Raw genomic sequence first — 19,073 nt, 5'->3', positions numbered from 1 at the left:
CCCACCCCGGACCTCCGGAACGCCTCATCCCGGAACCCCGGAACCCGGAACCCCGGAACCCGGAACCCCGGAATCCGGAACCCAGAACCCCGGAACCCGGAACCCGGAGCGTCCCGCCCCCGGGCCCCGAAACGTCCCACCCCCGGAACAAGGAGCAGTGGAATGCGCATCACCCGCACCGTCGCAGGCCGGAGCCGCAGAACCGCGGTCCTGGCCACCACGGGCCTGACGGTCTCGGCCCTGTTGCTGACCGGCTGCAGCGGAGACTCGGACGCGTCGGGCAGCACGGGCCCCGACGCGAACGGGAACGTCACGCTGACCATCGCCGACTTCGGGCAGTTCGGCTACAAGGAGGCCGGGCTCTTCGAGAAGTACCACGAGCTGCACCCGAACATCACGATCAAGGAGGACGTCACCGCCGACGAGAAGGTCTACTACCCCAAGCTGCTCCAGCAGTTGAACTCGGGCAGCGGCCTCTCCGACATCCAGGGCATCGAGGTCGGCCGGATCAAGGAGATCGTCGACACCAAGGCGGACTCCTTCGCCGACCTGAGCAAGGTGATCGACGTCGGTGAGTGGGTGCCCTGGAAGGCGAAGCAGGCGACCACCGCCGACGGTGCGGTGATCGGCGCGGGCACCGACATCGGCCCGATGTCCCTCTGCTACAACACCGACCTGTTCGAGAAGGCCGGTCTGCCCACCGACCGCGAGGAGGTCGCGAAGCGGGTCGCGGGCGGCTGGGAGGACTACATAGAGCTCGGTGAGGAGTACAAGAAGAAGGCCCCGGCGGGCACGTACTTCATGGACTCGGCCAGCGCGATGTTCAACGCCGTCGTGAGCTCGAACGCCCAGCAGTACTACGACGGGGGCGGCAAGCCGATCTACAAGGAGAGCACCAGCGTCCAGCAGGGCTGGAGCCTGGCGGCCGAGGTCGCGGCCAAGAAGCTCTCCCAGGGGCTGGCCCAGTTCGACACCAACACCTGGGTCCCCGCGCTGCGCAAGGGCACCGTCGCCACCGTGGTCTGCCCCGCGTGGATGGCCGGACAGATCTCGGTCAACGCCGGTGAGGGCAACAAGGGCAAGTGGAACATCACCACCGCGCCCGGCGCCACCGCCGCCAACTGGGGCGGCTCCTTCCTCGCCGTGCCCAAGTCGGGCAAGAACGTCGAGGAGGCCGGCAAGCTCGTGAAGTGGCTGACCGCCCCCGAGCAGCAGGCCGCCGTGTTCAAGGCGATCGGCGTCTTCCCGTCCAACAAGGGCGCCTACGAACTGCCCGACGTGAAGAACGCGAAGCTCCCGTACTTCAACGACGCCCCGATCGGGCAGCTCTACGCCGACGAGGCCAAGTCCATCCCCGAGGCGGTGCTCGGCCCGAAGGACGCCGTCATCAAGGACACCATCTCCACCCAGATCACCAACATGGAGCAGCGGGGCACCGACCCCGACAAGGCGTGGAAGGCCGCGACCGAGGCGATCGACAAGGCGATCGGCTGACCGCCGCCGGTGCGGGCGCCCTCCTCCGGGACGCCCGCACCGGCCCGCGCCCCGCATCTCCGTAACCCCCTCGCCCCGTAACCCCCCGCACGCAGCACCTCCGCACACGCCCCGCACGCAGCACCCCCGCACGCTCCCTCGCGCCGGCACGTACCCCAGGGAAGGACTCCCGCCCGTGGCCACCTCGACTCCCACCCGGGACGCATACGCCCCGCCCCCCGGCGGTTCCCCGCACGCGTCGGCCCGATCCCGCGGGCGGACCTGGCGGAGCCGGCTGTGGAGGTTCGACGACAAGGCGTCGCCGTACGCCTACATAGCCCCGTTCTTCCTCGTCTTCGGCGCCTTCGGGCTCTACCCGCTGCTCTACACCGGCTGGATCGCCCTGCACCGGGTGGAGATGACCGGGATGGACCGGATGGAGTGGGTCGGCTGGGAGAACTTCGACAGGATCCTCCACGACTCCGAGTTCTGGACGGCCGTCGGCAACACCTTCCTGATCGGGGTCATGTCGACCGTCCCGCAACTGCTGGTCGCGCTCGGCCTGGCCCATCTGCTCAACTACCGCCTGCGGGCCAGCACCTTCTGGCGGACGGTCGTCCTCACCCCGTACGCCACCTCGGTGGCCTCCGCGGCCCTCGTCTTCGCCCTGGTCTTCCGGGCCGACGGCGGCCTGCTGAACTGGGTGCTGCACTTCGTCGGACTCGGCGACACCAACTGGGCCAACGGCCACTGGACGTCGAAGATCGCGATCTCCGTCATCGTGATCTGGCGCTGGACGGGCTACAACACCCTGATCTACCTGGCCGCGATGCAGGCCGTGCCGACCGATCTGTACGAGGCCGCGTCGCTGGACGGCGCCTCGCGCTGGCAGCAGTTCCGCAAGGTGACGATCCCCGCGCTGCGGCCGACGATCCTCTTCACGATCGTCGTCTCGACCATCGGTTCCATGCAGCTGTTCGGCGAGCCCCTGCTGCTGGAGGGCGGCACCCTCGGCGCGTCCGGCGGCAACGAGCACCAGTACGAGACGCTCAGCGTCTACCTCTACAACTACGGCTGGAACCTGGGCCATCTCGGCCCGGCCGCCGCGGTGGCCTGGGCGATGCTCGCCCTGCTGCTGATCATCGCCGCGGTCAACTGGCTCGTCGGCCGCTTCGTACGCACATCCGCGGCCTGACCGGGAGCGATTCCATGACCATGACCCGTACCAGCACCAGCACCAGTACCGGCGACGTCAAGGCTTCGGGCCCCGACGCGCCGCCCGCCCGCCGACGGGACGCAGGACGCCCCGGCCGCTTCAGGCCCGGCGCGGGACAGCAGCTGAAGGGCGGCCCGTTCGCCTACCTCGCCCTGACCGTCGTCGGCATCGGCTCGCTGCTGCCGCTCTACTGGACGCTGGTGGCCGCGTCCCGCACCCAGGACGAAGTACTCGCCACCACACCGCCGTTCCTGCCCGGCGGGCAGCTGCTGCACAACCTCGAAGCGGCCTGGACCCAGGCCCACCTCGGCAAGGCGATCCTCAACAGCGTCGTCGTCGCCGGCTGCATCACGGTGGCGACGCTCTTCTTCTGCACCCTGGCCGGCTACGCCTTCGCCAAGATGCGCTTCCGGGGCCGCGGCGCGCTGATGACCGGCGTCATCGCCACGCTCACGATCCCGCCGCAGCTCAGCGTCGTCCCGCTGTTCATGATGATGTCCGACATCGGCTGGGGCGGAAAGCTGGAGTCGGTGATCTTCCCGACGCTGGTGAGCGCGTTCGGGGTGTTCTTCATGCGCCAGTACCTGAGCGAGGCGCTGCCCTACGAACTCGTCGAGGCCGCCAAGGTCGACGGCGCGAACAACTTCCGCATCGTGCGCAGCGTGGTCCTGCCGGTGGCCCGCCCCGCGATGACGGTGTTGGGGATGCTCACCTTCGTACAGGCGTGGAACGACTTCTTCTGGCCCTACCTCGCCCTCAACCAGCAGAACCCCACGCTCCAGGTGGCCCTGGGCCAGCTGAGCGCCTCGTACACCCCCGACCAGAGCATCGTGATGGCGGGCGCGCTGATCAGCACCCTGCCGCTGCTCGTGGTGTTCGTGATCTTCGGCAAGCAGATCGTCGGGGGGATCATGTCCGGCGCGGTCAAGGGCTGACGCCACGTCACCATCCTTCCTCCGGACGCCCGTACGGCCCCCGCCCCGCGATGGACGGGGTGCCGTACGGTCACCGCCCCACCGAGCCCCACCCCTTCTCCACCTCACCTCCCGACCCCTCGACTCCATCCCCTCCTCCACCTCTGGGAGCGCTCCCGCATGACTGCTGTACGACCCGACATCGCCCCGAAGCGGACGCCCGAGGCACCCGGGGCGGCGGACTTCCCGACCGGTTTCGTCTGGGGGGCGGCCACCGCCGCCTACCAGGTCGAGGGCGCCGCGGCCGAGGACGGCCGCACCCCGTCCGTCTGGGACACCTTCAGCCGTACCCCGGGCAAGGTCCGCAACGGCGACACCGGGGACATCGCCGCCGACCACTACCACCGCTACCGCGACGACGTGGCGCTGATGAAGCGGCTCGGGCTGCGGGCCTACCGCTTCTCCGTCTCCTGGTCCCGGGTGCAGCCCACCGGCCGCGGCCCCGCCGTCGAACGCGGCCTGGACTTCTACCGCGGGCTCGTCGACGAACTCCTCGAAGCCGGGATCGAACCCGTCGCCACCCTCTACCACTGGGACCTGCCGCAGGAGCTGGAGGACGCGGGCGGCTGGCCCCAGCGGGTGACCGCCGAGCGCTTCGCCGACTACGCCGACATCGTGGCCGGTGCCCTCGGCGACCGCGTCGGCACCTGGACCACTCTCAACGAGCCGTGGTGCTCGGCCTTCCTCGGCTACGGCTCCGGCGTGCACGCCCCCGGCCGCACCGAACCCGCCGGCGCACTGCGCGCCGCCCACCATCTCAACCTCGCCCACGGCCGGGCGACCGAGGTCCTGCGCAACCGACTCCCCGCTGCCGCGCGGACCTCGGTCACCCTCAACCTCCATCAGGTCCGCCCGCTGACCGGCAGTGAGGCCGACGCGGACGCCGCCCGCCGCATCGACGCCGTGGGCAACCGGATCTTCACCGGCCCGATGCTGCGCGGCGAGTACCCGGCGGACCTGATCGCCGACACCTCGCACCTGGTGGACTGGTCGGAGCTGGTCCGGGACGGCGACCTGGCCACGATCTCCGCCCCGATCGACGTCCTGGGCGTGAACTACTACACGCCGACGCTGGTCTCCACGCCCGCGGACGGCGTCGGGGACGCGCGCGACGACGGCCACGGCAACAGCGACCACTCCCCGTGGCCCGGCTCCGAGCACGTCGCCTTCCACCTCGCCGAGGGCCGCAAGCGCACCGCGATGAACTGGGCGATCGACCCCGACGGGCTGTACGACCTGCTCATGGACGTCTCCCGCGACCACCCCGGCCTGCCGCTGATGGTCACCGAGAACGGTGCGGCCTTCGACGACTACGTCTCGCCCGAGGGCCGGGTGGAGGACCCCGAGCGGATCGACTACCTGCACGGCCACCTCGACGCCATCCGCCGGGCGGTCGCCGACGGAGCCGACGTCCGCGGCTACTTCCTCTGGTCCCTGATGGACAACTTCGAGTGGGCGTACGGGTACTCCAAGCGCTTCGGTGCCGTCTACGTCGACTACGCCACCCAGCGCCGCATCCCCAAGGCGAGCGCCCTCTGGTACGCCGACGTCATCCGCCGCCACGCCCTGCCCCCGACCCCCGGCCACGACTGACCCCGCACGTCCTGCACGCCCTGCACGCCCCGTCCGGGACCCGGCCGCCGCGCCGGGTCTCCGTCGTTCCCCGCCCGGCCCGGGGCCCGGCACCAGGACTTGGTTTGGCCATCCGGCTGTGAGAAATTGACCGCGAACGGGAGGCAGCCATGGCGGCAGCGCGAGTACGGAGCGGTGGGCGGCCCACGCTCGAAGAGGTCGCGGCGCGGGCGGGGGTGGGGCGCGGCACGGCCTCGCGGGTCATCAACGGTTCGCCGAAGGTCAGCGCCCAGACCCGTGAAGCGGTGGAGGCGGCCGTGGCCGAACTGGGCTACGTGCCCAACCGGGCGGCCCGCGCGCTCGCCGGCAACCGCACGGACGCCATCGCCCTGGTCGTGCCCGAACCGGAGACCCGCTTCTTCGCCGAGCCGTACTTCTCCGACATCGTCCGCGGTGTCGGCGCGGCGCTCGCCGACACCGACATGCAGCTGCTGCTCACCCTCGTCGGCAGCGACCGCGAGCGCCGCCGGCTCACTCAGTACCTGACCGCGCACCGTGTCGACGGCGTGCTGCTGGTCTCCGTCCACGCCGACGACCCGCTGCCGGACCTGCTGGAGCAGCTCGGCATGCCGGCCGTGACGAGCGGCCGCAGATCCGCCTCCGATCCGCTCGCCTCCGTCGACTCCGACAACTTCGGCGGCGCCCGCGCCGCGGTCGACCACCTCTTCTCCCGGGGCCGCCGCACCATCGCCACGATCACCGGGCGCCTGGACGTCTACGGTGCGCAGCGCCGCCTCGACGGCTACCGCGAGGCGATCGCCGGGACCGGCCTCGAACCGGACGAGCAGTTGATCGCCCGCGCCGACTTCACCGAGGAGGGCGGCGCCCGCGCCATGCGAGAGCTGCTGGCCCGCCGCCCCGACATCGACGCGGTCTTCGCCGCCTCCGACGTCACCGCCGCGGGCGCCCGCCAGGTCCTGCGCGAGGCCGGCCGGCGCATCCCCGACGACGTGGCCCTCATCGGCTTCGACGACTCGGCCGTGGCCCGCCACATGGACCCGCCCCTCACCAGCGTGCGCCAGCCCATCGAGGAGATGGGCCGCACGATGGCCCGCGTCCTGCTCCAGGAAATCGCCCGCGAGACCCAGGAACGCCCGCAGATTGTGCTTCCCACGGAACTGGTCGTCCGCGACTCCTCGTGACGGCCGTCACACCACCGCCCGGTGAGGGTGCCTCACCGTTTCAGGAGATACGAGAAGGGCCCCGGTCATCGACCGGGGCCCTTCCCATCAGGGTGAGTAACGGGACTCGAACCCGCGACATCCTGGACCACAACCAGGTGCTCTACCATCTGAGCTATACCCACCATGCCCGGTCTTTTTCTGACCGGCCGAGAAAAAGTGTACAGGGTCCGAGAGGGTGCTCGCGCCCCAGTTGTTCAGCCGCCGGTCCCAACCCCCGAAAGGGCTATGACCAGCGGCTTCACGAGGACCTACGGTGCGGGTGGTGCGACGCGGGCCGCGATGGCCCTGGCGCGCTCCGAGTCCGGGCCGGGCTGCGGCACGAAGACCGCCTCGCGGTAGTACCGCAGCTCCGTGATGGAGTCGCGGATGTCCGCGAGCGCCCGGTGGTTGCCGTTCTTCGCCGGGCTGTTGAAATACGCCCTCGGGTACCACCGGCGCGCCAGCTCCTTGATGGAGGAGACGTCGACGATCCGGTAGTGGAGGTAGCCCTCCAGGGCCGACATGTCCCGCGCCAGGAAACCGCGGTCGGTGGAGACCGAGTTTCCGCAGAGCGGGGCCTTGCCGGGTTCCTTCACGTGCTCGCGGACGTAGTTCAGCACCTGGGCCTCGGCGTCGGCCAGGGTGGTGCCACCGGCCAGCTCGTCGAGGAGGCCCGAGGCGGTGTGCATCTGCCGCACCACCTCGGGCATGGTCTCCAGGGCCGCGTCCGGCGGGCGGATCACGATGTCCACCCCTTCGCCGAGCACGTTCAGCTCCGAGTCGGTGACCAGCGCGGCCACCTCGATGAGTGCGTCTTCCGCCAGCGAGAGCCCGGTCATCTCGCAGTCGATCCACACCATGCGGTCGTTCATGGCCCCACCCTACGGGGCACTCCGTTGCCCCGGCAGGGTCGGGCGTCCGGCCGCGTACGCGTCGAGGCCCGGTTTCCCGTGCTCCTGCTGTCCCGCGCCCGCCGTCGGTGCGATGACGGGGTGGGGACCCGGCGGGGCGGCCGGAGCCGTGGCGCGCCGGACCGGCGAGCTGCCCTGCGGGGGCACGATCGGCTCGGACGCCGCGACGACGGGTTCCCCGCCACCGCCCTGCGGACGACGGGCCCGGTAGGCGGCCCGGTACGCGGCGGGGGAGGAGCCCAGCTGACGCCGGAAGTGTCCGCGCAGCGCGACCGGCGAGCGGAAGCCGCAGCGGCCCGCCACCTCGTCGACCGAGTACTCGGACGTCTCCAGCAGCCGCTGCGCCTGCAGCACCCGCTGGGTGATGAGCCACTGGAGCGGTGCGCTGCCGGTGAGTGAACGGAACCTCCGGTCGAAGGTCCGCCTGCTCATGTAGGCGCGCGCGGCCAGCGTCTCCACGTCGAACTGCTCGTGGAGGTGCTCCAGCGCCCAGGCCACGACCTCGGCGAGCGGGTCGGAGCCGATCTCTTCAGGTAAAGACCTGTCGAGGTAGCGCTCCTGACCGCCACTGCGCCGCGGCGGCACGACGAGCCGGCGGGCCAGTGCCCCGGCGGCCTCCGTGCCGTGGTCCGTGCGGACTATGTGCAGGCAGAGATCGATGCCTGCCGCCGTCCCGGCGGAGGTGAGCACGTCGCCGTCGTCGACGAAGAGCTCACGCGGGTCGACGTGCACCGACGGATAGCGCTTGGCCAGCGTCGGTGCGTACATCCAGTGTGTGGTCGCCGGGCGGCCGTCCAGCAGGCCGGCGGCGGCGAGCACGAACGCGCCGGTGCACAGACCGACGATGCGGGCACCCTCCTCGTGGGCGCGGCGCAGCGCCTCCAGCGCCTCGGCGGGCGGCGGCGAGGTGATCGAGCGCCAGGCGGGCACCACGACGGTGCCGGCCCTGCTGATCGCCTCCAGCCCGTAGGGTGCGGTGAGTTCGAGTCCCCCGGTGGTCCGCAGCGGTCCCTCTTCCCCGCCGCAGACGAGGAGTCGGTAGCGCGGAACACCCGCGTCCTGGCGGTCGATTCCGAACACGGAGAGCGGGATGGAACTCTCGAAGATGGGGCCGCCGCTGAACAGCAGCACGGCGACGACTTCCCGTCGTCGACGGCCACTGAGCTTCCGTACAGCCTCCGTTGCGGCGGCGGAGTCCTGGCTCATGACGCTAAGCCCCCCTCGGTGTTCGCGTCTTCCTGGTCCTTACGGGCCTGTCGCTCCTGCACTTTTCCCCTCGGTCCTGCACGAGTCCCCAGTCTTCGGTACCCAAGATCGAATCTACTGCGTCCCGTGGTGCCGTCGTGACAAGTTCACCAACCGGCGTTATGTCGACAAGGCAACTTGGCGGGAAGCATTCGATCACGAAGCGTTTCATTCGTCGGCCGCGCAGGGAAGTGCGCCTCGCGCTCGTGGCCCGTCCCCGTTGGGTGGAAGCGTACCGCGCGGTCTCTTCCTGCCTGGTGACAAGGGGGTTGATCGGCCAATTCGGCAAGGAATCGGAACAGGCGTGAAGTTGGCTGAAAATAGATGGTTGTGCATACGTGATTCGGTCATTGGACCGGCGCACAACCCGAATGGGCAGGCGCTTCTTTGCGCCCCTCGGCAGGTCGGACGGTTGATCGTACGGAACGGCGGGGCGACGACCGGACGCGATCGGTTCCCGCCCGGCGGGCCGATGCCGTTTCCCGACCGGGCGGTCCGTCGCGGACGGGGCCGGTGGGGCGCGATACGGGCGGCGGGGCATGGGGGAACACGCATTCGGCCGTCGATGGCCGGTGTCGGTCCGGACGGTCCGTCCGGCGTCGGGCCGGCCCCCGTCCGGGGTGCGGGGCCCCATGTCGCCGCGAAGGGGGTGACGGATATGGTTCCGTCCGGTCACCGAGAGGAGCCGTCCGGGCCCCTCGTCGTCGGTGTAGGGCACAACCGGCGTTGCGATCCGGGGCCGCCTCGGGCATGCTCCGTGAAACGTCGCGCGCGCTTTGCGCGGGTCTGGGCAGTGGAGGAGTGGAGCCGTACCCTTGGGGGTAAGGGGTTGGGAAGATGATTCCCGGACACCGCAACGCCGCCCGCTGACGCACCTTCCCCAAGTCGCTCTCCTCACGAGGACTCTCTTCGCCGAGACACCGATGGCCGGTCACGAAATCCCCGAACCCGCCGACCGCAAGCAGGTGGCCGACCCCATGTCGGACCCGCAGACGGTCGAAGAAACACGTCATTCCTGCGACCCCGCGTTCCGCCACGGGGTCGTGGTCGGCTTCGACGGCTCCACCTCCAGCGAGCGCGCCCTCGCGTATGCCATCGGGATGGCCAGGAGATCGGGCTCCGGACTGATCATCGTCCATGTCGCCAACCGGCTGCCGACCACGGTCTGGGCGGGCTGCGAACCGCCTGTCTTCGTGGACGTGCCGGACCACCGCACCGAGGTGCTCGGCCTGGAGCTGGCCTGCGCCGACTACCTCTCCGAGGTGCCGTGGGTGCTCGTCGAGCGGGGCGGCGACATCTGCCACGAACTGGAGGAGGTCGGCCGGGAGTACTCGGCCGACGCCATCGTCGTCGGCTCCACGCACGGCGTCGTCGGCCGCATCTTCGGCTCGGTCGCCGGACGCCTGGCCCGCCGCGCGCAGCGCCCGGTCGTGGTCATTCCCTGAGCGTCACGCGCCACCGGACCGGGACTGTTTCCCGAGCGCCGAGCGCTGTTCGGCCGCGGTCGTCCCTCAACCGTTCCGCTGCTCGGACGCGGCCGTTCCGCAAGCATTCCTCTGTCCGGACGTGATCGTTCCTCGATCGCTCCGTCGTCCGGTCGGGAGCGTCACCCGGGCGTCTTCCGCCCGGGTGCGAGCTTTTCTCGACCGTCCTCCGCCCGGTCGCGAGCGCTTCTTGAGCGCCTGGCGGCCCTCCCGCGAACCGGTGTGCCGTTCCGGGCGTCGACGTGGCGTCAAATCGTCTGCAGAAACCGACAGTTCGTCGGGGTACGGAGACGGATCGCGGCCTCGCGGCGGACGGGCGGGGGGTGTCGGGGAGCGGGGCGCGGCATGTCGCGGCACGCCGCGGAGCGTCCGCCGGGGGCGGCGGCACCGGTACGGGTGGTTCCGACCCCGTTGCCTTCGGCCATCTCTTCCCGGGACGCGCGGCCGGGAGACGCCCTTCGTCCGACGGCTCGCCCCGTGGCGCCCCGCGGCACCGTGGTGCGGCGGGGCGCCCGGTCCGGAGCCGGGGCGGTTCGGGTCCTACTCGACGGTGACGGACTTCGCCAGGTTGCGCGGCTTGTCGATGTCACGGCCCATGGCCAGCGCCGTGTGGTACGCGAAGAGCTGGAGCGGGATGCCCATCAGGATCGGGTCCAGCTCGTTCTCGTTCTTCGGCACGACGATGGTGTGGTCGGCCTTCTCCTGCACCTGGTGGGCCACGGCGAGGATGCGGCCGCTGCGGGCCTTGATCTCCTCCATCGCGGCGCGGTTCTTCTCCAGCAGGTCGTCGTCCGGCACGATCGCGACCGTCGGCATCGCGGGCTCGATCAGGGCGAGGGGCCCGTGCTTCAGCTCGGACGCCGGGTACGCCTCGGCGTGGATGTACGAGACCTCCTTGAGCTTCAGCGAGGCCTCGCGGGCGACGGGGTAGCCGCGCACCCGGCCGATGAACATCATCGACTTGGCGTCCGCGTACTCGGCCGCCAGCCGCTTGATCTCGTCCTCGTTCGCGAGGATCTCGCTGATCTGGGCGGGGAGCCTGCGCAGCCCCTCGATGATCCGCTTGCCGTCGGCGACCGACAGGTCCCGGATCCGGCCCAGGTGCAGGGCGAGCAGCGCGAACGCGACGACCGTGTTGGTGAAGCACTTGGTGGAGACGACGCAGACCTCGGGGCCGGCGTGGACGTACGTACCGCCGTCGGCCTCCCGGGCGATGGCGGAACCGACCACGTTGACCACGCCGAGCACCCGCGCGCCCTTGCGCTTGAGCTCCTGGACGGCGGCCAGCACGTCGTACGTCTCACCGGACTGGGAGACCGCGACGTACAGCGTGTCCGGGTCGACGACCGGGTTGCGGTAGCGGAACTCGGAGGCGGGCTCGGCGTCCGCGGGGATGCGGGCCAGCTCCTCGATCAGCTGCGCGCCGATCTGGCCCGCGTGGTACGAGGTGCCGCAACCCAGGATCTTGATCCGGCGGACCCCGCGGGCCTCGCGGGCGTCCAGGTTGAGGCCGCCCAGGTGCACGGTGGCGAAGCGGTCGTCGATCCGGCCGCGCAGCACCCGGTCGACGGCGTCGGCCTGCTCGGAGATCTCCTTGTGCATGTACGTGTCGTGGCCGCCCATGTCGTACGACTCGGCCTCCCACTCCACGGTGGTCGGCGTGGCCGTCGTGGACGAGCCCTCCGTGGTGTACGTACGGAAGTCGTCGGCCTTGAGGGTGGCCATCTCGCCGTCGTCCAGGGTGACGACCTGGCGGGTGTGGGCGACCAGCGCGGCGACGTCCGAGGCGACGAACATCTCCTTCTCGCCGATGCCGAGGACGACCGGGGAGCCATTGCGGGCGACCACGATGCGGTCGTTGAAGTCGGCGTGCATGACGGCGATGCCGTACGTGCCCTCGACCGAGCGCAGCGCCTCGCGGACCTTCTCCTCCAGGGTGTCCGCCCGGGCGCGGGCGATCAGGTGGACCAGCACCTCGGTGTCGGTCTCGGAGAGGAAGACGACACCGTCGGCGACGAGCTTCGCACGGAGCTCGGAGGCGTTGTCGATGATGCCGTTGTGGACGACGGCGACCTTGTTGTCGGCGTCCATGTGAGGGTGCGCGTTCTCGTCGCTCGGGGCGCCGTGGGTGGCCCAACGGGTGTGGGCGATACCGGTGGTGCCGGTGAAGCGCTTGGGGACGCGGGCCTCCAGCTCGCGGACCCGGCCCTTCGCCTTGACCATCTTCAGGGCGGCGGGCTTCCCGGCCGACGCCTTGCCGGTGATGACGAGTCCCGCGGAGTCGTAACCCCGGTACTCCAGTCGCTGCAGCCCTTCCAGCAGCAGCGGGGCCACGTCACGCTTCCCGATGTATCCGACGATTCCGCACATGGATTCTCTGCCCCTCCATCGATGTACCTGTGGTGCTCGCGGCCCGGTCGGGCCGACTCGTCCGGTCGTGGACGGTCCGGTCGCGGACGGTCCGGCCGGGGTCCTTCAGCCGTAGACGATGCGGCGCAGCTGGCGGAGCGAGAGCTCCGGAGGCGCGACCGCGCGGTGCGGCAGCTCGGCCGCGATCCGTTCGAAGATCTCCGCGTTGACCAGACCGCCGGACTGCAGTTCGCGATGGCGGCGGCGGACGAAGTCGTCGGTCGTCTCGTCGAAGTACGCCAGCACGTCGAGGATCACCCGGGCGGCTTCGCCGCGCTGGAGCGCGGTGCTGCGGACCAGGTGGTCAATGAGGTCGTCATGCGACGGGCGGCGTTCGAGCACTCGTTGATATTGCGGTGGACGGAGCGCTTCCGCAACAATTCTGCCCGATATCGGGCAGGAGTGGGTGTGATTGTGCTCTCGGAAGGTCGGGGAACCGGTACGGGAACGATCGCGGAGCCGGTGCGGAAGTGGCGCCGGAGCGGTCGCGGAGCCGGTACGGGGACGGGCGCGCCGGCCGGGGCGCGCCCGCGGTGACCCGGAGCGGCTACAGGCGCTTGAGCACGGCCTGCTTGGCGGCGGCGAACTCGTCGTCGGTGAGCACCCCGGACCGGTGCAGCTCGCCGAGCTCGCGCAGCCGGCGCAGCAGCGCGTCGTGATCGTCGCCGGACGGTGCAGGAGGTGCGGGAGGTGCGGACGGTGCGGGAGGTGCGGGAGGTGCAGGAGGTGCGGACAGTGCGGGAGGTGCGGGCGCGGTCGGGGCCTCGATCTCCGCGGGGGCGGTGCCCGCGGGGGTGGCGCCCGCGCCCGCCGTCCTCCCCGTCGCGTCGGGCAGTCGCACCAGGACCGCCGCCGCGACCAGGGCCGCCGTGTACTCCTTCTTGGACAGCCCCCACAGGTCCAGCGCGTACGGGTCGTGCTCGGCCGCCCGGGCCGCCGCCGGGGCCCCGTTCAGCACGAAGCGCAGATGCCCGTTCTCCAGGCCGATGGAGGGCACCCAGTGCACGGCGGCCACGTCCGACAACGGGAACGAGACCGGGCCGCCCGAGAGCTTGGAGTCTTTGGCCTTCCAGTTCCAGGTGAGGCGGATCGTCTGCCCGTCGAACGAGGCGGTGCCGTCCCCGCCGCCACCGGCGACCGGCACCGCGGGGCCCGGCAGCAGGAAGCCGTCCACCGGGCCGGCGGGCACCTGCTCGATCAGCAGGGCGTTGCGCACCTCGTCGGCGAAGTACTCGGCCACCCCGCTGCGGTCCTTCTCCACGACGAGCTGGTAGGGGTCCGCCGCGTCCTTGAGCCGGCCGTCGGCCGCGCGCAGGACCGGGCACGCGCCGTCGCGCAGCCGCAGTCGCAGCCGGCCGCCCTTGCGGTCCGGTTCGAAGGAGATGCCCGCCAGTGCCTGCAGAGGGACGGCGCGTTCTCCCAGCTCCTGCCGGAGCGGGTGGATGCCCTTGCCCCGGCCCGGTGCGATCCGCACCGTCTCGCCGTCGAAGGTCCAGGTGCCGTCGCGCTGGGTTATTTCCGCCATGCGGCAGATTCTGCCAGCCGGCCCATGAGGGAGCGGTCCGAGCCTTGACCATACGTGAGGCGGGCGATACGCATGGTGATGGTTCGGTTGCTCAGGTGATCCACGGATGATCCACAGGTGTGAACCCGTCGAAAGGGACCGGCTTGTGAGACTGCACAGGACACGACGCGTCGCGCTTCCCCGTCTGCTCGGCTCGCTGCTGCTCGTCACCGCGGCCGGCATCTCCGGCATCGGCGCGGCCCCGGAGAGACCGGCGGCGGACGACGGACCGGCCGCCGCCCCGCCCCGTCCGCTCGGGCAGATCGTGCCCGCGCCCGTGCGGGCGGAGCCCGGTGGCTCCCCGTACACCATCACCCCGGCCACCAGGATCCGTGTCGGCGGCGACTCGGGGGAGGTCCGGCGGATCGGCGACTACCTGGCGGGTGTGCTGCGCCCGTCCACCGGCTACGCGCTGCCGGTCACCGGCGACGGCGGGGACGGCATCCGGCTCCGCCTGGACGAGGGCAACCCCGAACTGGGCGCCGAGGGCTACCGGTTGAAGTCCGGCAGCGGCTCCGTCACCATCACCGCGCGCGGCCCCGCGGGACTCTTCCACGGCGTCCAGACGCTCCGTCAGCTGCTCCCGGCGGCCGTGGAGCGGAAGAGCCCGCAGAAGGGGCCGTGGAAGGTCGCGGGCGGCACGGTCACGGACGCGCCGCGCTACGCGTACCGGAGCGCGATGCTCGACGTGTCCCGGCACTTCTTCTCCGTCGCCGAGGTCAAGCGCTACATCGACCAGCTCGCCCTCTACAAGATGAACAAGCTCCATCTGCACCTCTCCGACGACCAGGGCTGGCGGATCGCCATCGACTCCTGGCCGCGGCTCGCCACGTACGGGGGGCAGACGGAGGTCGGCGGCGGCCCCGGCGGCCACTACACGAAGAGCGACTACCGGGAGATCGTGCGGTACGCGGCCTCCCGCTACCTGGAGGTCGTGCCGGAGATCGACCTGCCCGGCCACACCAACGCGGCGCTCGCCTCGTACGCGGAGCTGAACTGCGACGGCGTCGCGCCACCGCTGTACACCGGCACCCAGGTCGGTTTCAGCTCGCTCTGCGTGCCGAAGGCCGTCACGTACGACTTCGTGGACGACGTGGTCCGCGAAGTGGCCGAACTGACCCCCGGCGAGTACTTCCACATCGGCGGGGACGAGGCGCACTCCACCAGCCACGAGGACTACGTGGCCTTCATGGACCGGGCGCAGGCCGTCGTCGGCAAGTACGGCAAGACCGTGATCGGCTGGCACCAGCTCACCGGCGCCACACCGGTGAAGGGCGCGATCGCCCAGTACTGGGGCTACGACCGCACGGGCGCGGCCGAACGCGAGCAAGTGGCCCGTGCCGCCGCGAACGGCACGAAACTGGTGCTGTCCCCGGCGGACCGCGGCTACCTCGACATGAAGTACGACAAGGACACCGAGTTGGGCCTGTCCTGGGCGGGTTACGTCTCCGTCGAGCGCTCGTACGACTGGAACCCGGCGGCGTACCTGGACGGCGTGCCGCAGGAGGCGGTGCTCGGTGTCGAGGCGCCGCTCTGGTCGGAGACCCTGACCGACAGCGGTGAGATCGAGCAGATGGCGTTCCCCCGGCTGCCCGGCATCGCGGAACTCGGCTGGTCGCCCGCCGCCACGCACGACTGGGAGGCGTACCGGGTGCGCCTGGGCACGCAGGGCCCGAGGCTCTCGGCGCTCGGCGTCGACTACTACCGGGCGCCGCAGGTCCCCTGGGCGACGGAGTGAGGTGAGAGCGGGGCGGCCCGGCCCATGCCGGGCCGCCCCCGCCCCTGCGCCCCGCTCACCTGCACGTTCACCAGACCAGGACCCCGCCGCCCACCGACCGCGCCCGCAGGGCGGCACGCTCGATGTTGCCGAGCCGCGCGACCACGTAGTCCTCCCCGTACCCGCTGTGCGCGCCCAGGGCGGCCGTGTTCCCGCGCAGCAGCGCGCACTCGGCCAGGAAGTGCTCGACCTCCTCCGGCTCCACGAACATGGCGTCGCCTGCCAGCCGGGGCAGGAACCGGGCCCCGAGCGCACGGGCGCACTCCGACCCCCAGAGCTTGGTCCGGCTGCTCTCGAAGCCGGCCATGTCGCTTCCGTCGTCGGGGTCGTCGAGCAGCCGCCAGTCCCCCTTCTCGTCGTACACGAAGGTGTGCACCAGCAGTGTCATGCGCCGAACTCCTTCCGACAGCCGTCGAGCCCCTCGATCTCGACCTCGATGCTCCGGCACTCCTCCCAGCGCGCGCGGTCCAGCCGCAGTCGTTGCAGGGTGACGGGGGTTCCCCGTACGGCGGCGACCGAGAGGCCGTCCGGCAGGTATCCCAGCCGCCGCGAGACGCCCAGCGAGCGGGGGTTGTCGGTCATCGCTGCCGACACCGCGCTCCGGGCCCCGAGGCCCGCGAAGGCCAGGTGCAGGGCGGCGGCGCGCATCTCGGTGCCGATGCCCCGGCCCTGGTGGGCGAGGCCCAGCCATGACCCGGTGGCGACCTCGCCGGTCACCGCGAAGTCCGTCGCCGTCAGGTCCTGCCGTCCGACCACCTCGCCCTCGCACAGCACAGCGAGGCTCAACGTCCAGTCCCGTACCGACCAGTTGGCGACGGTGTGCAGCACGTGCCGGAACACCGCCCTGCCGCGCTCTTCGGGCGGCACGTCGGTCCAGGGCACCGTGAACGGCATCCGGTCCGGCGGGTGAACGCCCCCGGCCCCGACTGCGGACAGCTCGTCGAGCAACTCCAGGTCCGGCAGGCGCAGTTCCAGGCGTGGCGTGCGGAGGCGGAGCCCGTACAGGGGCCAGTGGCGGGGACTCATGCGTGGACTGTGCAGCATGCCGCGCCGAGGCGTCGAGCGGATTTCCCGGTCGGCCGCGCCGCGGTCGCCTCCTCGACGGGCCGCCCCGTACGGAAGGGTCAGGGGCGCGGCCAGGGGCGGCCGCCCAGGCGCTCGATGTCGGTGTTGAAGCGGCGCAGGTAGGCGGCGAAGCCGGAGATGTCCTCGTCCGACCAGTTGGCCATGACCCGCTCCAGGGAGTCGGTGATGCCCTCGCGTTCCGCGTCGAGCGTGCGGGCGCCCTCGTCGGTGATCCGGAACTTGCGGGCCATGCCGCCCGCGGGGTCCGGGATGCGTTCCACGAGTCCGGCGCGCATGGCCGCCGCGGTCTGCCGGTTGAGGGTGGACGCGTCGAGCCCGAACGCGTCGCTGAGCTCGCCGATCGACATCGGCCCCTGGACGCGGATGCGGCTGAGCAGGACGTAGGCGCTGTGGTCCAGCAGGCCGCCCTTGCGCCGCCCGCCCTTGTTCCGCAGCAGGCTGTGGCGGCTGAGGAGCATCTGCTCGTACTCGACCTCGTGGGTGGGCCTGGTCATGCTCCTGCCGTCTCCCGTTGTCGTCCGGGCACCCGGCGTGTTCCGGGCGTCGGCCACCATTCTCCCACAGCCCTATGTAGCGTACATATAACGTGCATGATGCATTGAGTGTGTACGATGCATAGCCTTCTTCCGATACACACCCGAGGAGTCCTGGATGGGCGCGCCCCAGCCATCAACCCGCACCGGTGGCGTCGTCGCCACGCTGGCCATCGCCGGAGTCACGGCGGCGATCATGCAGACCCTGGTCACCCCGCTCATCGCGGAGCTGCCGCAGATCCTGAGCACCACCCCCTCGAACGCGGCATGGGTGATCACCGTCACCCTGCTGGTCTCCGCCGTCTGCGTGCCCGTCTCCGGCCGGCTGGGCGACATGGTCGGCAAGCGCCGGATGCTCCTCGTCTGCTCCGTGCCGCTGATAGCCGGCTCGGTGGTGTGCGCGCTCTCGTCGTCCGTCGTCCCCATGATCGTCGGTCGCGGACTGCAGGGCATGGGCATGGGCGTGCTGCCGCTCGGCATCGCGCTGCTGCGCGACGTGGTCCCGGCGGAGAAGCTGAGCTCCTCCATCGCGCTGGTCAGCGCCTCCATGGGCATCGGCGGCGCGCTCGGCCTGCCGATCGCCGCGGCGGTCGCCCAGTACACGAACTGGCGGGTGCTGTTCTGGGGTTCGGCCGGTCTGGCCACCGCGGTCGCGGCGCTGATCTGGTTCCTGATCCCCGACGTGCCGGCCGGGGCGAAGGGGCAGCGGTTCGACGTGCTCGGCGCGCTCGGCCTCGGGGCGGGCCTGGTCTGCCTGCTGCTCGCGGTCTCCAAGGGCGCCGACTGGGGCTGGGGTTCGGGCACCACGCTCGGCCTGTTCGCCGCCGCCGTCGTGGTGCTGGTCGCCTGGGGCGTGTGGGAGCTGCGCACCCGCGACCCGCTGGTCGACCTGCGCACCACCGCCCGCCCCCGGGTGCTGATGACCAACCTCGCCTCCGTCTTCGTCGGCTTCGGCATGTACGCCAGCATGCTGATCGCGCCGCAGCTCCTTCAGCTGCCGTCCGCCACCGGCTACGGCCTGGGGCAGTCGATGCTCGCGGCGGGCCTGTGGCTGGCGCCCGGCGGCATCATGATGATGATCGTCTCCCCGCTCGGCGGAAAGCTGATCGACGCCCGGGGCCCGAAGTTCACCCTGGTCTGCGGCATCCTGGTCATCGCGGCCGGCTACGGCCTGGCGCTGGTGCTGATGGGTTCGGCGTGGGGCCTGATGGTGGTCGGCATGGTGACCAGCAGCGGCGTCGGCCTGGCGTACGGTGCGATGCCCGCGCTGATCATGGGCTCGGTCCCGCTGTCCGAGACCGCGGCCGCCAACGGCTTCAACACGCTCATGCGCTCGCTGGGCACGTCGATCGGTGCCGCGGTGGTCGGTGTGGTCCTCTCCCAGATGACCGTCACCATGGGCGGCCACACCCTCACGTCCGAGGACGGCTTCCGCACCGGGCTCATGGTCGGCTGCGGCGTCGCCCTGGTCGCGGCCCTGGTCGCCGCCGCCATCCCGGCCATGCGCCGCACGGGGGACGGCGCCGACGCCGTGCCAAAACCGGCCCCGGCCAAGGTCTGATCCGCGACTCGCGTACTGCTCCGCCGCCGCCCGTTCTCCGCGTTC

General features: G+C 71.2%; 16 protein-coding genes and 1 tRNA gene. 8 read left to right on the top strand and 9 right to left on the bottom strand.

What is annotated here, in order from left to right; translation table 11 throughout:
* The first annotated feature begins 162 nt into the window (after window positions 1-162).
* The 5 genes from ABZZ04_RS20685 to ABZZ04_RS20665 all read left to right on the top strand — a co-directional run bounded on the left by ABZZ04_RS20685 (window position 163) and on the right by ABZZ04_RS20665 (window position 6,437).
* Window positions 163-1,494, top strand: a complete 1,332-nt coding sequence (locus ABZZ04_RS20685) for an extracellular solute-binding protein (RefSeq protein WP_356933659.1) — start codon at window positions 163-165, stop codon at window positions 1,492-1,494.
* A 175-nt stretch (window positions 1,495-1,669) separates the two neighbouring features.
* The gene (locus ABZZ04_RS20680) at window positions 1,670-2,668 is read left to right on the top strand and encodes a sugar ABC transporter permease (RefSeq protein WP_356933658.1); all 999 of its coding nucleotides are present in this window, start codon (window positions 1,670-1,672) and stop codon (window positions 2,666-2,668) included.
* Between the two features lie 20 nt (window positions 2,669-2,688).
* Window positions 2,689-3,624, top strand: coding sequence for a carbohydrate ABC transporter permease (locus ABZZ04_RS20675; RefSeq protein WP_356933690.1), 936 nt, complete (start codon window positions 2,689-2,691; stop codon window positions 3,622-3,624).
* Window positions 3,625-3,783: 159 nt separating this feature from the next.
* Window positions 3,784-5,256 (top strand): GH1 family beta-glucosidase, encoded by a 1,473-nt coding sequence (locus ABZZ04_RS20670; RefSeq protein ID WP_356933657.1) that lies wholly within the window; start codon window positions 3,784-3,786, stop codon window positions 5,254-5,256.
* Between the two features lie 149 nt (window positions 5,257-5,405).
* Window positions 5,406-6,437, top strand: coding sequence for a LacI family DNA-binding transcriptional regulator (locus ABZZ04_RS20665; RefSeq protein WP_356933656.1), 1,032 nt, complete (start codon window positions 5,406-5,408; stop codon window positions 6,435-6,437).
* A gap of 91 nt (window positions 6,438-6,528) precedes the next feature.
* Here ABZZ04_RS20665 and ABZZ04_RS20660 read toward each other — a convergent pair.
* The 3 genes from ABZZ04_RS20660 to ABZZ04_RS20650 form a co-directional block, all read right to left on the bottom strand.
* Window positions 6,529-6,601: transfer RNA gene (locus tag ABZZ04_RS20660), tRNA-His, on the bottom strand.
* 126 nt (window positions 6,602-6,727) lie between these two features.
* Complete coding sequence (orn, locus tag ABZZ04_RS20655) at window positions 6,728-7,330, bottom strand: oligoribonuclease (RefSeq protein WP_356933655.1); 603 nt, start codon at window positions 7,328-7,330, stop codon at window positions 6,728-6,730.
* Window positions 7,331-7,339: 9 nt separating this feature from the next.
* Entirely contained in the window at window positions 7,340-8,575 is a 1,236-nt protein-coding gene (locus ABZZ04_RS20650) for a helix-turn-helix domain-containing protein (protein ID WP_356933654.1), read from the bottom strand.
* Between the two features lie 962 nt (window positions 8,576-9,537).
* Here ABZZ04_RS20650 and ABZZ04_RS20645 point away from each other — a divergent pair.
* Window positions 9,538-10,059 carry a universal stress protein gene (locus ABZZ04_RS20645; RefSeq protein ID WP_148835546.1) on the top strand — a complete coding sequence of 174 codons (522 nt, stop codon included), beginning with the start codon at window positions 9,538-9,540 and terminating at the stop codon, window positions 10,057-10,059.
* Window positions 10,060-10,638: 579 nt separating this feature from the next.
* Here the strand turns inward: ABZZ04_RS20645 and glmS are convergent.
* From glmS to ABZZ04_RS20630, 3 genes are all read right to left on the bottom strand, one after another.
* Complete coding sequence (gene glmS, locus ABZZ04_RS20640; protein ID WP_356933653.1) at window positions 10,639-12,468, bottom strand: glutamine--fructose-6-phosphate transaminase (isomerizing); 1,830 nt, start codon at window positions 12,466-12,468, stop codon at window positions 10,639-10,641.
* 105 nt (window positions 12,469-12,573) lie between these two features.
* Window positions 12,574-12,849 (bottom strand): hypothetical protein, encoded by a 276-nt coding sequence (locus ABZZ04_RS20635; protein WP_072489218.1) that lies wholly within the window; start codon window positions 12,847-12,849, stop codon window positions 12,574-12,576.
* 205 nt (window positions 12,850-13,054) lie between these two features.
* Window positions 13,055-14,032, bottom strand: coding sequence for a DUF4429 domain-containing protein (locus tag ABZZ04_RS20630; protein ID WP_356933652.1), 978 nt, complete (start codon window positions 14,030-14,032; stop codon window positions 13,055-13,057).
* A gap of 145 nt (window positions 14,033-14,177) precedes the next feature.
* On the opposite strand from ABZZ04_RS20630, the gene ABZZ04_RS20625 reads away from it, so the two are divergent.
* Entirely contained in the window at window positions 14,178-15,809 is a 1,632-nt protein-coding gene (locus ABZZ04_RS20625) for a beta-N-acetylhexosaminidase (protein ID WP_356933651.1), read from the top strand.
* 67 nt (window positions 15,810-15,876) lie between these two features.
* Here the strand turns inward: ABZZ04_RS20625 and ABZZ04_RS20620 are convergent, their stop codons facing one another.
* The 3 genes from ABZZ04_RS20620 to ABZZ04_RS20610 form a co-directional block, all read right to left on the bottom strand.
* Complete coding sequence (locus ABZZ04_RS20620) at window positions 15,877-16,236, bottom strand: hypothetical protein (protein ID WP_356933650.1); 360 nt, start codon at window positions 16,234-16,236, stop codon at window positions 15,877-15,879.
* On the bottom strand, window positions 16,233-16,874 hold the full coding sequence (locus ABZZ04_RS20615) for a GNAT family protein (protein ID WP_356933649.1): 642 nt from the start codon (window positions 16,872-16,874) through the stop codon (window positions 16,233-16,235). Before ABZZ04_RS20615 ends, ABZZ04_RS20620 begins: the two co-directional genes overlap by 4 nt.
* 98 nt (window positions 16,875-16,972) lie before the next feature.
* Window positions 16,973-17,428 carry a MarR family transcriptional regulator gene (locus ABZZ04_RS20610; RefSeq protein ID WP_356933648.1) on the bottom strand — a complete coding sequence of 152 codons (456 nt, stop codon included), beginning with the start codon at window positions 17,426-17,428 and terminating at the stop codon, window positions 16,973-16,975.
* A 157-nt stretch (window positions 17,429-17,585) separates the two neighbouring features.
* Between ABZZ04_RS20610 and ABZZ04_RS20605 the strand changes: the two genes are divergently transcribed.
* Window positions 17,586-19,028, top strand: coding sequence for an MFS transporter (locus tag ABZZ04_RS20605; RefSeq protein ID WP_356933647.1), 1,443 nt, complete (start codon window positions 17,586-17,588; stop codon window positions 19,026-19,028).
* Window positions 19,029-19,073 lie beyond the last annotated feature (45 nt).

Source organism: Streptomyces sp. NPDC006435 (genome assembly GCF_040612315.1).
Taxonomy (GTDB): Bacteria; Actinomycetota; Actinomycetes; order Streptomycetales; family Streptomycetaceae; genus Streptomyces.
This window is presented reverse-complemented; position numbering and strand designations above follow the sequence as displayed.